General features: G+C 36.6%; 21 protein-coding genes. 4 read left to right on the forward strand and 17 right to left on the reverse strand.

Going from position 1 to position 19,874, the window contains the following annotated elements:
• Nucleotides 1–14: 14 nt before the first annotated feature.
• The 5 genes from IGK91_RS08405 to IGK91_RS08425 form a co-directional block, all read right to left on the reverse strand.
• Nucleotides 15–263 (reverse strand): KH domain-containing protein, encoded by a 249-nt coding sequence (locus IGK91_RS08405; RefSeq protein WP_181934366.1) that lies wholly within the window; start codon nucleotides 261–263, stop codon nucleotides 15–17.
• An 11-nt stretch (nucleotides 264–274) separates the two neighbouring features.
• Complete coding sequence (rpsP, locus tag IGK91_RS08410; protein WP_010718464.1) at nucleotides 275–550, reverse strand: 30S ribosomal protein S16; 276 nt, start codon at nucleotides 548–550, stop codon at nucleotides 275–277.
• A 100-nt stretch (nucleotides 551–650) separates the two neighbouring features.
• Entirely contained in the window at nucleotides 651–1,421 is a 771-nt protein-coding gene (locus IGK91_RS08415; RefSeq protein ID WP_010718465.1) for an ABC transporter permease subunit, read from the reverse strand.
• A complete protein-coding gene (locus tag IGK91_RS08420; protein WP_010737913.1) occupies nucleotides 1,418–2,317 on the reverse strand; it encodes an ABC transporter ATP-binding protein in 900 nt (299 codons plus the stop codon). The genes IGK91_RS08415 and IGK91_RS08420 overlap by 4 nt, the downstream gene beginning before the upstream one ends.
• Nucleotides 2,317–2,517 carry a PLDc N-terminal domain-containing protein gene (locus tag IGK91_RS08425; RefSeq protein WP_010737914.1) on the reverse strand — a complete coding sequence of 67 codons (201 nt, stop codon included), beginning with the start codon at nucleotides 2,515–2,517 and terminating at the stop codon, nucleotides 2,317–2,319. Before IGK91_RS08425 ends, IGK91_RS08420 begins: the two co-directional genes overlap by 1 nt.
• Nucleotides 2,518–2,855: 338 nt before the next feature.
• On the opposite strand from IGK91_RS08425, the gene IGK91_RS08430 reads away from it, so the two are divergent.
• The gene (locus tag IGK91_RS08430; protein ID WP_010737915.1) at nucleotides 2,856–3,410 is read left to right on the forward strand and encodes an NADPH-dependent FMN reductase; all 555 of its coding nucleotides are present in this window, start codon (nucleotides 2,856–2,858) and stop codon (nucleotides 3,408–3,410) included.
• 299 nt (nucleotides 3,411–3,709) lie between these two features.
• Here the strand turns inward: IGK91_RS08430 and IGK91_RS08435 are convergent, their stop codons facing one another.
• The 5 genes from IGK91_RS08435 to IGK91_RS08455 form a co-directional block, all read right to left on the reverse strand.
• A complete protein-coding gene (locus IGK91_RS08435; RefSeq protein ID WP_014834542.1) occupies nucleotides 3,710–4,237 on the reverse strand; it encodes a dihydrofolate reductase family protein in 528 nt (175 codons plus the stop codon).
• Nucleotides 4,238–4,242: 5 nt separating this feature from the next.
• A complete protein-coding gene (locus IGK91_RS08440; RefSeq protein ID WP_010737917.1) occupies nucleotides 4,243–4,824 on the reverse strand; it encodes a DNA-3-methyladenine glycosylase I in 582 nt (193 codons plus the stop codon).
• 218 nt (nucleotides 4,825–5,042) lie between these two features.
• Nucleotides 5,043–6,461 carry a signal recognition particle protein gene (ffh, locus tag IGK91_RS08445; RefSeq protein WP_010718476.1) on the reverse strand — a complete coding sequence of 473 codons (1,419 nt, stop codon included), beginning with the start codon at nucleotides 6,459–6,461 and terminating at the stop codon, nucleotides 5,043–5,045.
• A 15-nt stretch (nucleotides 6,462–6,476) separates the two neighbouring features.
• Entirely contained in the window at nucleotides 6,477–6,815 is a 339-nt protein-coding gene (locus IGK91_RS08450) for a putative DNA-binding protein (RefSeq protein WP_010718477.1), read from the reverse strand.
• The gene (locus tag IGK91_RS08455; protein WP_010718478.1) at nucleotides 6,775–7,278 is read right to left on the reverse strand and encodes a DUF523 domain-containing protein; all 504 of its coding nucleotides are present in this window, start codon (nucleotides 7,276–7,278) and stop codon (nucleotides 6,775–6,777) included. Before IGK91_RS08455 ends, IGK91_RS08450 begins: the two co-directional genes overlap by 41 nt.
• Before the next feature lie 195 nt (nucleotides 7,279–7,473).
• On the opposite strand from IGK91_RS08455, the gene IGK91_RS08460 reads away from it, so the two are divergent.
• A complete protein-coding gene (locus IGK91_RS08460; RefSeq protein WP_010718479.1) occupies nucleotides 7,474–8,178 on the forward strand; it encodes a response regulator transcription factor in 705 nt (234 codons plus the stop codon).
• On the forward strand, nucleotides 8,175–9,908 hold the full coding sequence (locus tag IGK91_RS08465; protein ID WP_181934367.1) for a sensor histidine kinase: 1,734 nt from the start codon (nucleotides 8,175–8,177) through the stop codon (nucleotides 9,906–9,908). The genes IGK91_RS08460 and IGK91_RS08465 overlap by 4 nt, the downstream gene beginning before the upstream one ends.
• Here the strand turns inward: IGK91_RS08465 and IGK91_RS08470 are convergent.
• From IGK91_RS08470 to IGK91_RS08490, 5 genes are all read right to left on the reverse strand, one after another.
• Nucleotides 9,889–11,640 carry an IS1182 family transposase gene (locus tag IGK91_RS08470; protein ID WP_113803634.1) on the reverse strand — a complete coding sequence of 584 codons (1,752 nt, stop codon included), beginning with the start codon at nucleotides 11,638–11,640 and terminating at the stop codon, nucleotides 9,889–9,891. The two genes, IGK91_RS08465 and IGK91_RS08470, sit on opposite strands and share 20 nt — an antisense overlap.
• 149 nt (nucleotides 11,641–11,789) lie before the next feature.
• The gene (locus IGK91_RS08475; protein WP_010737920.1) at nucleotides 11,790–14,255 is read right to left on the reverse strand and encodes a cation-translocating P-type ATPase; all 2,466 of its coding nucleotides are present in this window, start codon (nucleotides 14,253–14,255) and stop codon (nucleotides 11,790–11,792) included.
• Nucleotides 14,256–14,437: 182 nt separating this feature from the next.
• A complete protein-coding gene (locus IGK91_RS08480) occupies nucleotides 14,438–15,328 on the reverse strand; it encodes a phosphate ABC transporter substrate-binding protein (RefSeq protein ID WP_010737921.1) in 891 nt (296 codons plus the stop codon).
• Between the two features lie 514 nt (nucleotides 15,329–15,842).
• Complete coding sequence (locus IGK91_RS08485) at nucleotides 15,843–16,055, reverse strand: hypothetical protein (protein WP_014834536.1); 213 nt, start codon at nucleotides 16,053–16,055, stop codon at nucleotides 15,843–15,845.
• Between the two features lie 295 nt (nucleotides 16,056–16,350).
• Nucleotides 16,351–16,836, reverse strand: coding sequence for a hypothetical protein (locus IGK91_RS08490; protein WP_010737922.1), 486 nt, complete (start codon nucleotides 16,834–16,836; stop codon nucleotides 16,351–16,353).
• Between the two features lie 206 nt (nucleotides 16,837–17,042).
• Between IGK91_RS08490 and IGK91_RS08495 the strand changes: the two genes are divergently transcribed.
• On the forward strand, nucleotides 17,043–17,387 hold the full coding sequence (locus IGK91_RS08495; protein ID WP_081123196.1) for a hypothetical protein: 345 nt from the start codon (nucleotides 17,043–17,045) through the stop codon (nucleotides 17,385–17,387).
• Nucleotides 17,388–17,537: 150 nt separating this feature from the next.
• Here the strand turns inward: IGK91_RS08495 and IGK91_RS08500 are convergent, their stop codons facing one another.
• On the reverse strand, nucleotides 17,538–18,116 hold the full coding sequence (locus IGK91_RS08500) for a prevent-host-death protein (protein WP_010718485.1): 579 nt from the start codon (nucleotides 18,114–18,116) through the stop codon (nucleotides 17,538–17,540).
• Between the two features lie 59 nt (nucleotides 18,117–18,175).
• Nucleotides 18,176–19,468, reverse strand: a complete 1,293-nt coding sequence (locus IGK91_RS08505) for a helix-turn-helix domain-containing protein (RefSeq protein ID WP_081130438.1) — start codon at nucleotides 19,466–19,468, stop codon at nucleotides 18,176–18,178.
• Nucleotides 19,469–19,874 lie beyond the last annotated feature (406 nt).

Here is a 19,874-nt window from a genome sequence, read left to right on the forward strand (position 1 = left end):
CGAAACAGCTTTTTTTATTCCTTATGATCGATAATATTTAAACGCACTTTTTTCGGTGCATTTGTTCGTACCCCGTAAACGATCGTACGAATTGCTTTCGCAACACGCCCTTGTTTACCGATGATACGACCAATATCTTCAGGAGCCACAGTTAGGTTATATTCATAGAAGTCTTTTGACTCAGTGACTTCTAACTGGACTTGTTTAGGATAAGTGACTAACGGACGAACGATTGTTAAGACTAATTCGCTTAAATCTTTCATATCCGATCACCTTATTTCTTTGAGAATTTAGCTTCGTGGTGTTTTTGCATAACGCCTTCTCTTGAAAGGATGTTACGTACAGTATCAGAAGGTTGCGCACCTTTAGATAACCAGTTAAGAACTAAATCTTCTTTTAAAACTACTTCTGCAGGGTCTTTCAAAGGATTGTAAGTACCTACAGTTTCGATGAAACGTCCATCACGAGGAGAACGTGAATCAGCTACGACGATACGGTAAAAAGGACTCTTTTTAGAACCCATACGTTTTAAACGGATTTTAACTGCCATTATATATTTCCACCTCCATTGTTTTATTCACAAGTTGTAGTGTAACAGTTTTTTTTTACCCTGTAAAGCTTTTTTTCTTTACAGCTAATAAAAAATTTTTTCAACTCTCTTTTTTATTGAAAAAAAGAATTCCTGTCACTAAAAAGGCAGCAATCATCAAACCTGTTACCACTAAAGAAAAAGAATAGTTACTCGAATCAATCCTTTCCCCTAATGCGTTCGAAACTGTCGTTAAATAAAAAGGAGAATACTCAGCAACTTTTGTAAACATAGATAACAGATAACAGCCAGCCACACAAATCCCTCCACAAGCTAGCACAAAATAGCCAGAAGAAATAAAGGAGGACAACCATAGAAATAAAGTATATAACCACACACCCCATAAATAATAATAAAAACTTCTTGTCCCTAATTGAACAACCAGCTCATTATCCCAATAAATAGCAGTATAAAAGTAAGTAATGAAGGAGCAACCCCAAAAACCAACTGCCCAAAAAAACTGTCCCATGATCCATTTAGTAAAATAAATTTTCCAGCGAACCATTCCTTTGGTTAAAAGATTAATCAATGTTCCTTTTTGATATTCATTCGTCAATGTCGAGCTAAACAATAACAAAAACAATAAAAGAAACATAGGCATGTTTTTATAAAATTGTCCCCAAGAAGTCAGCGCATCTACATTGACTTCCCCGATTTTCATACCAGATGCTGCTAAATTTTCTGACATCGATTGAACGATGTAGGGTGTTAATTTGGCTATCAGTGGATTCATGATCCCAAAAATGATCGTTAATGAAAGCAACAGTAATAATCTACCTGTACGCCAATTTTCCTTCCATTCTTTTTTTGAAAATGCGAGTAATTGCTTCATTTGTCCACCACTTCCATAAAAATTTGTTCTAAGGAAGGTTCTAAACGATGAATCGATTGAATCGGTAATTTGTGATCAACAATTAAAGATAGTGCACGAAGTAAGTCTTCGTTAGTTCTGCCAGGATAAATAAGGGTTTCATTTTTCATGATTGCTCCCGGCAAAAGCGATAAAAATTCTTGAGAATGTTTCACAGTTGGAAATTGGATTTCAAATCCTTCATTTTTAGGATGGGTTTTCAATTCTGCTACCGTGCCTGATAAAACGATTTCTCCTTTATTTAAGAAAGCCACTTCATCACAAATTTGTTCCACGTCTGATAGAATATGTGTGGAAAAAAGGATCGTTGTTTGCTCTTTGACACGTAATAAGATATCCAAAATTTCTTTACGCCCCAATGGATCCAACGCCGAAGTCGGCTCATCACAAATAAACAGTTTTGGTTCGTTCAGTAACCCTTGGGCAATCCCCAAACGTTGCTTCATCCCTCTTGAAAAAGTCCTAATCCTTTTTTTCTCGTGAGCCAATCCGACTAACGCTAATAACTCTTGCGTTTTTTGTTGGATTTTATGTTTAGGCATCTCGGTGATTTCCCCGCATAATTGCAAATACTCTTCGGCGGTAAGGTAGTCATAAAACATCGGAATATCTGGCAAATAGCCGATCCAGCGATTCGTTTTTGTTTGACCATAGTGAACCGTTTCATCATTAACCTTGATTGTTCCAGCATCTTTTTTTAGCAACCCCAAAATCAATTTCATCGTTGTCGTTTTCCCTGCACCATTTTTTCCAATAAACCCAAAGATCGTCTTTTCCTTGACGGTAAGGGAAAGATGGTTCAACACTTTTTTTTCACCAAAAGATTTTGATACATCGATTAGTTCAAGGATCGCCATTATGCCTCCTCCTTACCGAACACGAAATACAAGATTGGACCAACAAATTGAAATCCTATGAGAATTACGATGATCCAGAGTGTTCGACTGCCAAATCGATAATGCGTATGAGTCAAAATATGATAAAGGGCATAAAAAAATAACCCAAGTTGTATGATCACTAACGGGATCAAAAATGGTAAAAACTCGTTAATATGCATTTGTTCCACCTACCAATTTCATCTTTTTATTTGATGCTGCGTTACCCAAAGTCATGCGATGATGTGTACCGATGTTTCAATAAGAAACATTCTTTATCAAAAGTTCATGTACTACACTCTTTTCTAAAAAAATCACACAAACTCCTTCAGACAAGACTTCTATTCACTAATTATAGAAGATCCATGTCAAGTGAAGCAAATATATATATGCAATAACTACTATAAGTAGTCGAAAAAAGTAGTTAAGTTAGTCACTATGTTCCTCAAGTGTTTTTATTTGCTGAGTTTACTTATTTTTTGTAAGATAAATATAGAAAGTTTGAAGGAGGAATTGTTTTATGACTAAAAAAATTGGATTTTTTGTAGGTAGTTTGCGTAAGGATTCGTACAATAGAAAAGTAGCAGAGGCTTTCGCTAACATGCTACCTGAAGGATATGAAGGTGTTTTTATAAAGATCGATGATCTGCCTTTTTATAACGAAGATCTTGAAACTCCAGAGAATGCTCCTGTTGAATGGAGTCGTTTCCGTGATGAGGTCAAGGAATTAGCAGGTGTTGTTTTTGTTTCTCCAGAATACAATCGTTCGGTTCCTGCTGTACTTAAAAATGCACTAGATGTAGGCTCTCGCCCTTACGGTCAAAGCGCATGGGACGGCAAACCTGGGTTAGTTGTCACTGCTTCCCCTGGCGGTATCGGTGGATTTGGCGCGAACCATCACCTACGTCAATCACTTGTATTCTTAAATGTTCCTACCTTACAACAACCTGAAGCTTATATTGGCAATATTGCAAACTTAGTTGATGAAGAAGGTCATATTGTGGAAGGAACACTCAGCTTCTTCCAAACGATTCTAGATGCTTATCTTGATTTTTTAAATAAATTAACTAAGTAAAAATTAGCTTTGATAAGCGATGGGTCGAATCAAATAGATCATATATGAAGGAAACAATCGAAAAAAGGTTGTGACCTGTCTAGCTCTGAAAAACAAGCCGAAGAATCCGAAAATAGCTTCTCCTATTTTTGGAATTCTTCGGCTTGTTTTCAATACATGAATAAGACCACGAAAAAAGCGATAAGCTCCGAGCGGATCAGAAAGGATTTGTTAAAATCGCTCCTCATGCTTTGAAAAATTTTCATTTCTCTTTATGTTCTTTTTTTCCGAGACTTCTCTTCCCTTTTACTAAACCAGTATTATCCACGATTACTTACATAATGCAATTCAATGAACTCTCCAAAATAATTAGTATCAACTAGTTTCAATCGTTCTTCGTATGCGCCTTCTTGAAACAATCGAATACCTTCTCCTAAAAGCACAGGTGCGATTTGGATCCACCATTCATCGATCAAATGATTTTCGATCAAAGGTTTCAACAAATTCCCACCACCAACGACCCAGACTGTTTGGTTAGAATGTTCTTTTATGTTTTTCACGAATGAAACAGGATCTTCATGAACAACTGTTGCATCATTTAATACCAATTCTTTGTTAGTAGAAAATACAAAATTCTTTTTTTCAGGATACAGATGGTCAGTTGCTAACAATTTTTTGGCTTCCTGATAAGTTTTTCTTCCCATAATCGTTTGATCAATTGTTTGATAAAAAGCCTCGTAAGTTGTTTTTTCTCCAGTTGGTGTGTCAAATAGCCATTGTAAACTATCCTCTTTTGTTGCTAAGTAGCCATCTAAACTAATGGCTCCATAAAAGACGATTTTCCCCATCATGTTCACTCTCCTTTTCCCATCTGGCTGACTTCTTGTTTGCGAAAGCAATGATCTAAATGGTCATTGACAATTCCCACAGCTTCTAAAAAAGCATATATGGTTGTGCTTCCGATGAATTTAAAACCGCGTTGTTTTAGATCTTTAGCGATTTGATCAGATAACGGGCTCGTTGTTGGTACCTCATTTTGTTCTTTATACGAGTGATTGATCACTTGATGATCCGAAAATGACCACAAATAATCCGCAAAACTACCAAATTCATGTTGGATTTTTTGGACACCCTGAGCATTGGCTACCGCTGCTTCAATTTTACGACGGTTACGAATGATCCCTTTATTTTCCATCAACTCATTGATTTTTGCTTCTGTATATTCGGCTACTTTACCGATCGAAAAAAAGTCATAAGCTTCATCAAAGGAGGCACTTTTATTCAAAATCGTTTGCCAGCTTAATCCCGCTTGATTGATATCTAACATCAATTTACGAAAAAGTAATTGATCATCATATTCTGGAACACCCCAAACTGTGTCATGATAATGTTTCATACTTGCTGTTTGCTCACCCCAAGGACATCTTCGTTTCATTCTCTTCACCTCTTAGCTTTATTGTACCATTCCTTTGTTTCTCTATCTAAAAAGAGGAACGCTATGGCAGGTAGTTTTTGAATTGGACTTATCTATTATTATGCAAAAAAAGAATCGCAAAGCCAGCAGAAGCTAACTCAACGATTCTTTCGATGGATGAAACGGTAAACAAAATTCTACTATTATAATAGAAGTACGATAGAAGTACGATAGACGCTTTATTTCCGTTTTTTCTTTTTCTTTTTGTTTTTCTTGATCATGCGATTCATCGCCATTTTTCCAAGTTTTCCTTTGACACCTGTGCCAAACATTTGGTCCATTCCAGGAATATTCATATCTCCCTTAGACATTTGTTGCATCATTTTGCGTGATTCTTTAAATTGCTTAATCATGCGGTTAACTTCAACCACACTGTTACCAGAACCTGCGGCAATCCTTCTGCGACGACTTGGATTCAATAAATCAGGGTTTTCTCTTTCTGCAGGTGTCATTGAGTAAACCATTGCTTTTTTACGTTCGACATCTTTAGGATCTACTTTGACATTTTCAATCCCTGGTACTTGGTTCATCCCAGGAATCATTTTGATCAGATCCTCTAACGGTCCCATCCCCATCACTTGATCCAACTGTTCAATGAAATCATTGAAATCAAATGAATTTTCCCGCATTTTTTTCGCTAATTCTTCTGCTTTTTTCTCGTCATAGTCTTGTTGCGCTTTTTCGATCAACGTCAACATATCGCCCATACCAAGAATACGGCTTGCCATACGGTCTGGATGGAAAACTTCAAGATCTGTTAATTTTTCCCCTGACCCGATGAATTTGATTGGTGCGCCAGTCACAGAACGGATCGAAAGTGCTGCACCACCACGTGTATCACCATCTAATTTAGTAATAACTACCCCAGTGATCCCTAGTTGTTGGTTAAAACTATCTGCCACATTGACAGCATCTTGACCGGTCATCGCATCGACAACCAACAAGATTTCATTTGGTTGTGTTAATTCTTTGATTTGTTTCAATTCATCCATCAGGGTTTCATCGATATGCAGACGCCCCGCCGTATCGATCAGAACATAATCATTTTTCTTTTCTTTTGCTAATTCCATCCCTTGACGAACGATCTCAACTGGACTAACATCTGTTCCCATATCAAAAACAGGGACATCTAATTGTTGCCCTAGAACTTTCAATTGATCGATCGCAGCTGGACGATACACGTCACCTGCGATTAGTAAAGGACGTGCATTTTCATTTTTCTTTAAATAGTTGGCTAGTTTACCAGTAAACGTCGTCTTACCTGCCCCTTGCAAACCTGCCATCATGATGACTGTTGGAATTTTTGGTGATTTATTCAATTCAACAGTTTCTGCCCCTAAAGTGATCGTCAATTCTTCATCAACGATCTTAACGATTTGTTGTGCAGGTGTTAAACTTTCTAATACTTCTACACCAATCGCCCGTTCTCGAACACGCTTTGTAAAGTCTTTTACTACTTGTAAGTTTACATCGGCTTCTAGTAATGCAAGGCGGATCTCCCGCATCATTTCTTTGACGTCAGCTTCTGAAACTTTCCCTTTTTTTCTTAACTTGCTCATTGCCTGTTGAAGGCGCTCAGTTAAATTTTCAAATGCCATGATTTCTTCATTCCTTTATTCTTCAATTTCTTGGATCTGTTTCACATAATCAAGGAGAACTTCATCTTTAGGATAAGTTTCCTTTACATAAGTTTTCATTTTTTCTAATAACTGTTCCCGAACAATATAATTAGAGAAAAGATGGAGTTTCTTTTCATAATCTTCTAAAATCTTACTGGTTCGTTTGATATTATCGTATACTGCTTGGCGACTTACTTCATACTCTTCTGCTATTTCTCCTAATGAAAAATCGTCTGCATAATACAACTCCATATAATTCATCTGTTTTTCGGTTAAAAGCGTAGAATAAAATTCAAAAAGTGCGTTCATTCGGTTCGTTTTCTCGATTTCCATTCTGTTCACCTCGCAATTTCAACCATTCTTCATCAGAGAGTACGGTCATCTTTTGTTGGATAAAATAAGCAGTTGCTACACCAGTTCCAGACTTCAAGGTTCCTGAAAAACTCCCATCATAAATAAGAGAGGAACCACAAGAAGGACTTTTCGCTTTTAATATCACTAAATCTATTTCTTGCTCTTTTAATTTTTGATAAGCATGGATTGCCCCTTCTTGGTAGGCTTTTGTGACGTCTTCACCATTTGTAGTGATCACTTTTGCCTGACCATTCCAAACGTCAAATCCATCGCCACCAACGATTTCTGCTGGGGCTCTAGGAGTTGAAAGACCGCCCATTACTTCAGGACAAACCATGATCGCTTTACCTTCAGCGACCAGTTTCTTTAATTCCGGCACAGCTTTTTCTTGTCCATCATACCGACATAAGACACCGCCTAAACAAGCGCTAATTCCGATCAATTGCCACTCACTCCTTTATCCAACAAAGTGCCTTCCTATTATACCATTTATTTAGTTGGTAAAATAGTCCTTCTACTGGATTCTATGCTAAAATAAGAAATGTCTATTCATGACACTTAATTAAAAAAACCAGGCATTAGTTGATAGCTGTTTTTAAATAAACAAAAAGAATGAACGCAAGAAAAGGGAGAAGTTATGAAAAAAGTATTAGTGGTAGATGATGAACCTTCAATCGTCACATTGTTGACATTCAATCTGGAAAAAGAAGGGTATCAAGTAACAAGTGCTTTAGACGGACAAAAAGGACTGGAATTAGCACTGGAAGAACCTTTTGATTTTATGATTTTAGATGTGATGCTGCCTTCTATAGATGGTATGGCAATCACCCAAAAGTTAAGACAAGAAAAAATTGATACTCCAATTTTAATGCTAACAGCCAAAGATGACCAGGTCGATCGGATCATCGGTTTGGAAATTGGTGCTGATGATTATTTAACAAAGCCTTTCAGCCCTAGAGAAGTACTTGCTCGAATGAAAGCTATTTTTCGCCGCATCGAACCACGCCATGTCCAACAAGAAGAAGCAGAACCTGCTTACCTAACGATTGGACAGATCAAAGCAGATTTAACGAATTTCCAAGTAACCGTAGAGGAACGACCGATCGAATTAACGCCAAAAGAATTTGAACTGCTCGTTTATTTTATGAAACGAAAAGATCGTGTAATTGATCGTGATACGCTGCTAAATCGCATCTGGAATTTTGATTTTGCAGGTCAAAGTCGAATCGTTGATGTCCATGTCAGTCACTTAAGAGAAAAAATCGAAAGAGACCCTAAACATCCAAAATATTTAGTGACAGTTCGCGGTTTTGGCTATAAATTTCAGGAACCAAAACGATGAATTGGAAAAAAATTTCTGAGCGTGTCTTCTTTTTCATTCTCTTAGTGGGACTCTTTTTCGGTGGCTGGCAAATGATTTCTCAATATTTCAAACAACAAATCATCGAGCAACAAGAAAGCTATCTTTCAAAAAAAGGGCAATTGCTGATCCAGCAATTGACTATTGATGATTTATCTTCGAAGCATAATCAATCAGTTTTAACAGACTTTGTTCATCAATCAAATGAACGACTAACCTTATTAGCTCCAAATGGTACAATCCTATTCGATACGACCGATCACTCACTACGAGGGCAGCGAAATACTCGTCCAGAAATCAAAGCAGTCCTTGATGGCGGCTCACTAGGTACTTCTTTAAGAATGAGCAGTACGTTAAAGGAAGAACTATTATATGTAGCACTACCGATCAAGAAGAATGGGCAGTTGGAAGCCATTATTCGAATCGCAGAACCAACAAACGGCTTTTTGCCAAGAACAGAAAATTTTCGTCGTTGGGTCTTTTTCTTCTTTTTGGTTTTCTTCGTTGTTTTGTCCAGTATGAGCTATTATTTGGTTTATCAACGTAACCGTCCCTTGAAAACCGTGCTGCCCGTCTTAAAGAAAATGGTCAAAAACCCTGATAAAACCGAGACCATCATGCAAACTTCTGATCAATGGGAAGAACTTTACCAAACGATCAATGCTTTGAGTGAACAAATGAGTAAAGTCTATCGTGCCTATACGACCACTGAAGAACAATTGTATACTCTATTGAATGAATTAATGATTGGTGTCTTTTTGATCGATTCAGAGTCACATCTGCGGCTATTGAATCCAAAAATGCAGGCACATTTAGGGGTACATGATTATCAGCCTAATCAACGGTATACTGAGATCATTCAAGAGCCAAAATTAATCCAATTGATTCACCAAGTTACGCCAAATGAACCATTGATCCATCAAGAAATTACTATTTCAGAGGGACAACAAACATTAGACATCAGCTTACGTTACTTCAATAGTTCTGAAGAGACTGGGCAGATTCTAGGCGTGGCTTATGATCTCACAAAAGTCAGACGATTAGAAAAACTGCAAAAAGACTTCGTAGGAAATGTTTCTCATGAACTTAAAACACCGGTTACTTCATTGATCGGATTTACTGAAACACTGCTGGATGGAGCCAAAGATGACCCAAAAATAGTGAATGAGTTCCTATTGATCATGCAAAAAGATGCGATTCGTTTAGATAAGCTGATCCGAGAAATCATTCAGTTATCAAAAGATGAAGAAACGGCACACGAAACGCAAACCATCCATTTAGCAACTTACTTTGAACAAATCATTCAAAGTTACCAACCAATGATCGAAAAGAAACACTTAACCCTGGAAATGCAACAGAAAGAACAATCATTTACAACTCAAACTGAACTCTTATACCCGATCATCAAAAATCTGATCGAAAATGCAATCCAATATTCTAAAGAATCAGAGAAAATAATCATCCGTTACGAGGTTGACAACCAATTGACATTCTCCGTCCAAGACTTTGGTATTGGGATTGATCGTGAAGATCAAGAAAGGATCTTTGAGCGCTTCTATCGAGTGGATAAAGCACGTAGTCGACACTCAGGTGGTACTGGTCTAGGTCTGGCTATTGTGAAAGATTACGTCAATCTCTTGGGTGGTACGATCAAAGTGGAAAGTCATCCAGGAATGGGGTCGACTTTTACCGTCACCATCCCTCCAGCATGATCACCTTTAAATCTTCAAAAAATGAATGAACAAGTGAAATAGCGGAACAGAAAAAAATGAGAGTGGGACAATAGTTCTTTCTCAAAAAGAAAATAAGTTCGATTTTGATGTTTATTGTCAAAATCGAACTTATTTTTTCTGTTTTGCGCACTTTCCTCTCCATATATTTTCCTAATTTTCTTAAATTTAATGCCATCAGTGCCAAACCAATATCAATCGTTGCTCCTTGTTTCCCACGCAAATGGAAACGATGGAACGCCAAATGAGCCTTTAGATGTCCGAACACGGGTTCGACATCAATTTTTCGTTTCCGATAAATCGAACCAGTTTTCTCCTCTAAAAGATTTTTTCTGCATTCTGCTTTGAAATAGCGCCAATTATTATTTACTTGAATTTTTCGCTTTTGTTCACTTTTCGCACGCGTACATTGACGACGAACTGAACAGTTCCGACAATCCTCACATTCATAGATTTTGAAATCTCGAATAAAGCCACCTTTATCTTTTCTGCGACTATAATTTTTGAACGGTACCGGACGATTCGCTGGGCAAATATAGGTGTCTTGTTCTTCAAGATAACGCCAATTCTCCACGTTAAACGGATTATCCTTGTACTTCTTTTTATTTTCTTTGTGATAACTGCCATATGTAATTAAGGGAGTTTTATGTAGAACATCGTTGATATACATGTAATTTTCTTCGCTACCATACCCTGCATCTGCCACAATGTACTCCGGTAACTCCTTATGTCGGTCTAAAAAACTGTCTAAAAATGGATTCAATGTTTTGGTGTCTGTGGGATTTGGAAATAATTCATAGCTCAAAACATACTGATTTTCGGTGGCGATTTGTAAATTATAACCTGGCTTGAGCTGTCCATTTCGCATATAATCGTCTTTCATCCGCATAAAGGTGGCATCAGTATCTGTTTTTGAAAAGCTATTTCGTTCTTGAAATAGTTGAGCATACCGTTCATACTTTTGTTTTCTTGGCAGATAATCCGTTTGTACCTGTCGGAGATATTTTTTATACATTCTTCTTTTTTTCTTTAGTTGACTTTGCTTTTCTTTGCATTTTTCATGTGTTAATTGTACTTGTGTTTCATGGAGTTCAGCTTCTAAATGATGAGCGACTTCTTCTAACTGGTCGCTCGTCAATCCATCGGATTGACTTTCTTCTTTTAAGCAAGGAAGAATTTCCTCTTGATAAAGCGTTTGATAAAAAGCTTCTGATTTTTCATCTAACAACCGTTCATACCGAGTGGTGGCTTTACGCCAAACAAAGCTGAACTTATTGGCGTCTGCTTCAATTTTCGTACCGTCAACGAAGATGGCTTCATTATCTATCACTTGATTGGTTATCAGTTGACGGCGAAACAACACAAAAGCCTCTGCTAGAAGCTGAGCTGTCGTTTCCTGACTTCTGAATCGATTGATCGTGCGGTAACTCACTTGTTCATGATTGGCTAGCCAACGCATACGGTAACTATCGTCTAATAAAAATTCGATCTTTCTGCCAGAAAAAACACGTTGCGTGTAGGCATAAAGAAGAATTTTCAACATCATTTTGGGGTGATAGGCTGGACGTCCCAGCTGTTGTTCAATTTGGTTGAAGAGCGCTTGCGGGATTGCTTCTACTAACGAGTGAACCGCAAAGGCAACATCCGTTTCTGGAATATAATGTTCTACATCTAGTGGTAAAGTTGTTTGGTTGATGGTATAATTTTTAAACATAAGGCACACTCCTTTGATTTTTGTTTAGGCACTTTAATCATACAAGGTTGTGTGCTTTTTGTGTACCTTAAAATCAAAAAAAAAAATGGGGCAATAATCAGATTTTTTTCTGACTATTGTCCCACTCTCATTTTTGTTTTGTCTATCTGTTAATCGTGTTTATTGTCTACTGAAAACAGCACTTTGAGCCAGAACCAAATAGACCGTTTTTTCTTTCCATCCTTCAACTGGCTGTAATTTTCAATCATTCGCGAATACTGCCGGAAAATCGAGTCCGCCGCAAAAAATAGAATCAAAAGCAACAGAATCGAAACGGGTGAAATAGCGGAGATAGAAAATAATTTATGCAGAAAGACGACTGAAAATAAGATACCTGCTGCGCAAAATAAAATGATCCGCCCTCTGAATTGGTTCAATGGGTGACAAATTTTATAGAGTACGAGAAAACCAACCGCTGTCAGTAGCATCGTTGAAGCAGTGGAAACATCTGTCTTGTTCAAATGCAAGATGACACCGCCTACCACTAAAGTCCCCACGACAGTCATATCTGTTAGCCCACCAGGAATGGCTTTTTCTAAGACATTCACAATAAACTTTCCTTCAATTCGATTTTTGTTTTCTTCAAGAGCAAGTAAAAACGATGGCAAACCAATCGTAAACAGACTAATCAAGGTAATTTGAGAAGGCTCCAACGGATAAGTCAGTGCGAACAAGACAGAAAAGACGGAAAGTAAGAAAGAAAAAATATTTTTTACTAAAAACAAACTAGCAGATCGTTCAATATTATTAACAACTCGCCGACCTTCTGCTACGATCTCAGGCATTCTAGAAAAATCAGAATCTAATAAGGCAACTTGCGCAGCTTGGATCGTTGCTTCGTTGCCAGAAGCCATAGCGATACTACAATCAGCTTCTTTCATTGCTAAAATATCATTGACACCATCACCAGTCATCGCGACTGTATTTTTTTGTTTAAGAAGCTGAACGAACTGCATTTTTTGTTCAGGTTTTACCCGTCCAAATACGGTGTATTTTTCCACTGCTGAGAGATAATCTTCCTCAGCAAGTTGAGAAACATCAATATATTGGTCTGCATTAGCAATGCCCGCCTGTAATGCGACAGTTGAAACGGTCTGCGGATTATCCCCTGAAATCACTTTGATTGCTACCCCTTGTTCCTTAAAATAAGCAAATGTGTCAGGGGCTTCTTTTCGAATTGGGTTGGCAATCAAAAGATAAGCAAGCGGAATCACTTCTGCTTCTAAAAGTGCTTCGCTCAATATTCCTTGGTAACTACCGAAAACCAACACACGATAGCCCTGATCAGCATATTGATTAAATTCATTTTTAACTGTTTCGAAACGTTCACGTAAAACCATTTCTGGCGCTCCTAATACATAGACCCCATCCGCAAATGTTACGCTACTGAATTTTTGTACCGACGAAAAAGGCAAGATAGATAAAGGTTCTTGATCTGTAGGCTTATTAAAGTACGTTTTGATTGCTTGCATCGTCGCATTGTCATTTGCCATAGCTTTAGCATAATCTGAAATGAGTTCTTGAATCCTAGTTGCCTGTTGCTCCGCTTGCTCATTTTTAGCAATCACTAGTTTTTGTACAGACATCTGATTTTCAGTAATAGTTCCCGTTTTATCTACACATAGTACATTAACCCTTGCTAAAGTCTCTATGCTTTTCATATCATGTAATAATACTCGTTGCTTAGCTAAACGAGCGGCACTCATTGCTAGAGCGATCGTTGTCAATAAATACAAGCCTTCTGGTATCATCCCGATTAAAGCTGCTTCCATGGCTACCACACTTTCTTTGATCGTGTTGCCATTAAAAAAGTAACTTTGTGAAAACAAGGTTATGCCGATGGGAATAATAATGATCCCGATCCATTTGATTAATTTATTCAGCGAAGCAATCATTTCTGATTGTTCGCCTCCTCCCATTTTTTTTGCTTTTGCTGTTAATTGGGAGATGTAAGAGTCATAGCCAACCTTGTCTAATCGTACATAAGCCTTACCAGAAACGACAAAGCTCCCTGACATCAAATAATCATCTACTTCTTTCACGATCTCATCTGCTTCACCTGTCAAAAGTGCTTCGTTGACTTGTAATTTACCGTCTAAGACATAACCGTCTGCAGGAATCTGTTGACCCGTTTCGAGCAAGATGACATCATCTAAAACTAATTCCTCCATATCGATCTTATTGGCTGCGCCGTTTCTTACGACTGTGACTTTTGCTGCATTCAGTACACTCAAATTATCTAATATCTTTTTTGAGCGAATCTCTTGATAGATAGCAATTCCCGTGTTTGCAAGAATCACTGGCAAAAAAGTCAAATTTTTATAGGAACTAACTAGACATAATAAAACTGCTAAGACGATAAAAATCAAATTAAAATAAGTAAATATATTTTGCAAAACGATTTGTTTGTTCGTTTTAAATGATGGGTCGATCGTTTCATTTGTTGCTTGAGCATGCACTCGTTCTGCAACTTGCTCATCTGTTAGCCCCTCTCGATAATCGGGAGCATATCTTGTAATATTTTTAACTGAAGTTTGATCTTTTTCAACTTCCGTTTGATGACTAAATATTCTCATTTACCGTTTACCTCGATTATTAGTATTATATTTACCTTAATACATTTGTAAAAAAAAAGCCTATGAAATGACTAATAAATATCTTTCATTACTGTCATATTCATTTGCAGGAAATAGCTAAAAAAAAAGCATGCCCGTTAAAGGCACACTTTTAGGGGTAGCAGATTTGAGTACATGATTGCTTATTTTAAGTTTCCTTCAGCATCACGTTCTACTTTCATCGCAGTAATTGGTAAGTAACCGAGTTCTTTCACCGGTCCTTGTTGGATTTCGTCTGTCATCATATAATCTAAAAATTTTTGAACTTCTGGGGAAGGCTCACCTTTTGTATACATATGTTCATAAGACCAAATTTTCCAACTGTTGTCAGCAACATTTTCTTCTTTTGGTTCTACACCATCAATACTTAAAGCCTGTGTTTTATCATCCAAATAAGAAAAAGCAAGGTAGCTGATCGCGCCAGGAGTTTGGCTAACAATTTGTCGAACAGTTCCTGATGAATCCTGTTCTTGTGATTGTACTGGAGTAGCACCATCTAATCCCCACTTTTCAAAAGTAGCTCGTGTACCACTACCATTTGCCCGATTGATGACATTGATTTTTTCATCTTTCCCACCTAGTTCTTGCCAATTGGTAATTTTCCCAGTGAATATATCAATTAATTCCTGTTTTGTAATATTTTTGACGTTCGTGTCTTTATTGACAATTGGCGCCATACCTACCACCGCAACTTTATGATCCTTTATTTTACTTGCATCTACGCCTTCTTTTTCCTCAGCAAAGACATCTGAGTTTCCGATCGTCACTGCCCCAGACTCGACCTGACTTAACCCAGTACCACTTCCGCCACCTTGGACAGAGATTTGATAGTTGGGATTTTTTTGGACAAAACTTTCTTGTGCCGCATCGACTAGAGGTTGGAGCGCAGTAGATCCGACAGCCACGATTTTGACTTGATCGCCAGAAGTTGCAGAATTATTTTGTGCTGCGGAGCCATCCGTGCTACCAGAACCGGAACCACAGCCAGCTAACATAAGACCTAAAACACCTAAAGAAAATAATACTTTTTTCATTGATATACCCCTTTCTTATTTACAAGTAAATTGTAGCAATCTACTGTAAATCCTGCATATTGAAGGTGTAAATATCAAGTTAATTTATGTAAAGTTATCGTAAATCGAAGCCAAATAAAAAGGCTTCGTACTTTTTGATGTTGGTGAAATTCACCGACAAATTTTTTATGATGTAAAAACAGAGAGAAGAGCCCCCCTGAAATCCTTTAAACCATTATCCGTCACGTAAAACTATTTTAACCAAAAAAAACACAGAAAGAAGTTTTCTTCTTTCTGGCCAAATGATTCTAGACTTTCTCTTTACCAACGTCATTTGACAAAAAGCCCAAAAATAAAGGTTAATTTATATCAAAACTAACCTTTAATCCTTTTCTTTCTTCTCTATCTACGATATACTATAATTAAATAAAGGAGCTATGCGCTAACATAGCCCTTAATGTGTAGTCCGTTCAAAGCGGATGGCATTTTTTAACAAGTTTAGAGCCTGTCTACTCTGCCAAAAGTTGAGACGGCTCTATTTTTTTTGTTCTTTTTTGAACTTTAACCAAGCTAAAATCGAATCGCTAGCTTTCGCTACGGCAGTAATTACTACTGCTGCTGCTCCGATAATAGCAATGATTTGATCCAATGAGAACAAATCAGGCATTTCCTTTCTAAAGAGTACGTCCGATAAGCTAATAAGCCCATAGGCACCACGCTCCTTCAATTGGATTTGCCAAACCGCCACAAACTTTCTACAATAATATTATATCATAGAATGAAGATCTTTAGCTTGCTTAAAAAAGGTTGATTATTACATGAAAAGAAATATTTCATTTGCAGAATATTAGTGCATTCAGTTATTTATTCTTTTATATTTGATTTTCTTCAGGCAACCTTGCTTCTTCCATCCTTTCAGGTATTTTTGTACAGTGTTTTCAAAATGTCGAATCCTGCCAACGCCTGTTTTGGGATCAAAAATCTTTGACAAAGAGCAAAAAAAACACTGTTCGCTACTATCATTTGCTCACAATGTTTCCTCTTTATTGAACCAATTTATTAACTTCGCCGGACAGTTTTTCTTCTATTCTTAATTTTGCTATAGAATAAAAAATGACTGCTAATAAAAACGAAAGAATCGCTAGATAAAAACTTGGTTTAATGGTCAAAAAGTACATCGAAGTTTCCCCTGTATCTTTCAATCCACTTTCACTTAAGCCATTCGGTCCAACAATGATTCGTGGCAGAATAGAAAAAAAGGAAGTAAAAACCAACATACAAGAAAAATGAATCAAATGCCAATTATAACTATTCATAAATTTATTTGTCAAAATCAAGCTCATACTCACTAAAAAATAGAATAGTGTTAAAATTGGAAAATTTTTCGATACTACAATCCCAGTACCATGAATTAGCCCCAAAATTTCTGCTCCCTGAACAACGGCATTCACCCAAGTAAACGGCAACAGCAGAATTGGAAAAAACCAAAAAAATAAATACAATTGTTCAAGTTTTATTTTCTTTTTCATCACTTTACTCCTATGCGATTTTTTCTTTCACCTACTATAAGCGTTTTCTCTAAAAAAATTAGGGGGAAAATCTTTTTTTTTAGAGATAAGGCTATGAGAGTTTATTCATTTAATCTACAAATTTCAAAAAAGTGTTTGATTATTAGCTGGTTGATTTTAGAATGAAAGTAGGAGAAATCGGATTCACCTGATTGGGGGAACACACCATGAAAAATCATGAAAAAAAATTAATTTTGCTCTTACTTTTCATTCCGTATGTGTACTTCTCTTTACTACTAGATTATCGGTATCATTCTGTTTTTGGCTTGATTTTTTTGATTTTTCTGTCTTTTTACGCTGGCTTTAGCTTCCAGAAAAAGCAACAGTTACTCTTTCTCTTCTTTATTAATATTAGTTCAACATTCATTTCTTATTTGATTTGTCACTATTACTCTGATTGGCATTTCTTTTACCAGCCATTCAAACCAACCCAACTGATTTTACTGCTTTCGGTTTTGTATTTGATCCCTCAAATTCTTGGGGCTTTTTGGGCAAGAATTTTCACTCGTTAAATCAGTGAATCGAAAAAATATGACTAGCAAAGGATCGGTAACCACCCAATTTTTATAGAAAATCAGCTATGATTTCTCATTGATCCTTGTAAAAAAGTCTGAAAAATCATAGCACCGAAAGAAGCAAAAAATAAAAATTTACGCTATTCATTAAAGTTCATGCAGATAGATTTTTTTTATAATAATTTTATCAAATAATTGTGATTGACTGTCTTGTTCACCAATAATCTCGGCAATTACTGTACGACTGTTTGGTTTTCTACGTAACTGATAATTGATCTTTCCAGTTGCGGTCAATTCGTTTAACATATCGACCACTCCTCCAAAGCCCGTCTTTTTCGTAATGAAACCTAGTGTAACCATTCGTTCATCTAAGTTTTTAGCAGAAATCGTTACACCAGTAATCAAATAACGTTTCAGTGTTTGTACCAGCTCATCTAGACCATCAGAAGTCGAAACGACAGCAGCTGTTTGGTCAGCGTAGTTTCCAAGTAGTTCATTACTTTCTATAGGTGCCTGTACTTCTTCATTTGCCTTCTGACGTAAATCTGCTAATTCTTGTAACAGTGTTTCATATTGCTCTTGTGTCAACATCACTCCTGCAACTTTTTCACGATTAAATATATATACACCGGTTTCAGCTTTTCTTGCCTGATCAAATACATCCATCGGTGATCGTTTTACTTCAGTGATTGAAGATGTAGGAACTTCTAATTTCTTTAAATCCAAAAGACATCCTCCTTTACTCATCTTCTTTATTATAACACACCCTTTTCATATGATAAAAATCAATTTTTCGTATCAATCCAATAATCAATATCTGATAGTAGACGATCTACCCCAAAAGAAGGTTGGTAGAAATAAGTCTTTTGATGTTTACTATTATTTAATGGAAAAAAATGGTCCGTAATAATCAATTGTGCATAACTTGGAGGGATTGATCGAGTACAAACATGTATGGAGGTCCGTTTTCGATGTCGCAAGGTCTTATCCAGAACAGAAGCTAGGCGGCGCGCTTCCTCGTGATCGTAACGAAAAAAAAAGACGATTTTTACTTCTGGTGGATAGATTTCCAGGTATCCTCTTTCTTGCAAAACTTTAAGTAAAAGTAGGCCCCATTCATACGATGGATATGTAAGTGCTTGTTGTAAAGCCATCCGGTATTGATAAAGTTTTTCATTAACATTCGGCACCAAACGCAAGCTTTCCTGATACTCATGAAATTCCTCTTTGACTACTCTTTCGTGTAGTCCAATTGAGTAACGGAGCCACTCTTGATAGATAACTCGCGTAATCGTTGTTTTATTCGTACTTTCAAATTCACTAGCCAACCAAAACAACGAATCCAATTTCTCTGTTAAGGTCATTAATTTTCGGTAGATTTTCGTTTCTTCAATTTTTTTCCAGTATTTTTCGATAATGATGTTGCAACTTAAACGAACGATACAGCGGTAATTTTTTTCGCGGACAGATAACCGTTGTTCGTGTCGGAATAACAACTCTGGAAAAAGTTCAAAAAAAAGCGTGCGATGTTCGTCTAATATTTTGATTTCGGCATTTTGGGCACGTGTCTCCAACAAATGGATAAATAATTCGGAAAAAGACTGTTCTGTATCCCCAATAAAAAAGAGGGGAAAATCTTTAAGAAAACAGAAAAAAAGATAGCGTATCTTTCTTTCAGAACCATAAAGTTGTTGTTTTCGATAAGAAAAAGACAAATGATATTCCCCCAGCCATTTTCTTAGACGCTCTTGTGAGGAGCGATCATACTCTTGTTGATACTCCGTGTTCAAAATCAAATCCTTCAATAAGAAAAAGGATGAGGAGTGGATCAGAAAATCAAACAATAAATAGGGCTCACTGTAGCCTTTATTATAAATCAGCTTTACGCTTTTTTTATGTTGAATCAGTTGGATCGGAAAATCTCCTTCTTCTAATCTTTTTAAATATCGATCGATCGTTTTCACATCAACTAATAGTTTTTCTGCTAGATCCGTTTTTTTCCACGATAAATCTTTCATTTGATGGATCAATATAAATAGATTTTGTACATTTTTTGACAATAATCTTTGCCACTTCATTGGCGTTCCCTCACTTATTTTTTACTGTGTGTTTCAGGAGCACGATCAACTATAGATTAATACATCTCCCTATATATAAATTACGAAAAAAAACATTTTTTCTTCTTTAATTCAAACGAAATTCATTAAATTCTAATTTAACAGATCGAAAAAGTTAACTACTGCTATTTTTTTCTTACCGTCACACATTGAACTGTGCAAAATTTCGTACAATGGGAACAACTATGGTTACTGATTATTTCTTGAATCCCTCTCTCAACTTTTCTCCTGCCATTTTTTCTTTTCATTTTGTCTACATAAATAAAAAAGACAATCTTTAACGACCTTTGCTAAAATTGATTCGCTGAAAAATAGCTGCTTGCCAGTTTTCATTTGAATAAATTTGCTTGTGTTTGTCCTTAAAGAT

This window comes from Enterococcus sp. DIV1208 (genome assembly GCF_050530455.1).
GTDB classification, from domain to species: Bacteria; Bacillota; Bacilli; order Lactobacillales; family Enterococcaceae; genus Enterococcus_B; species Enterococcus_B hirae.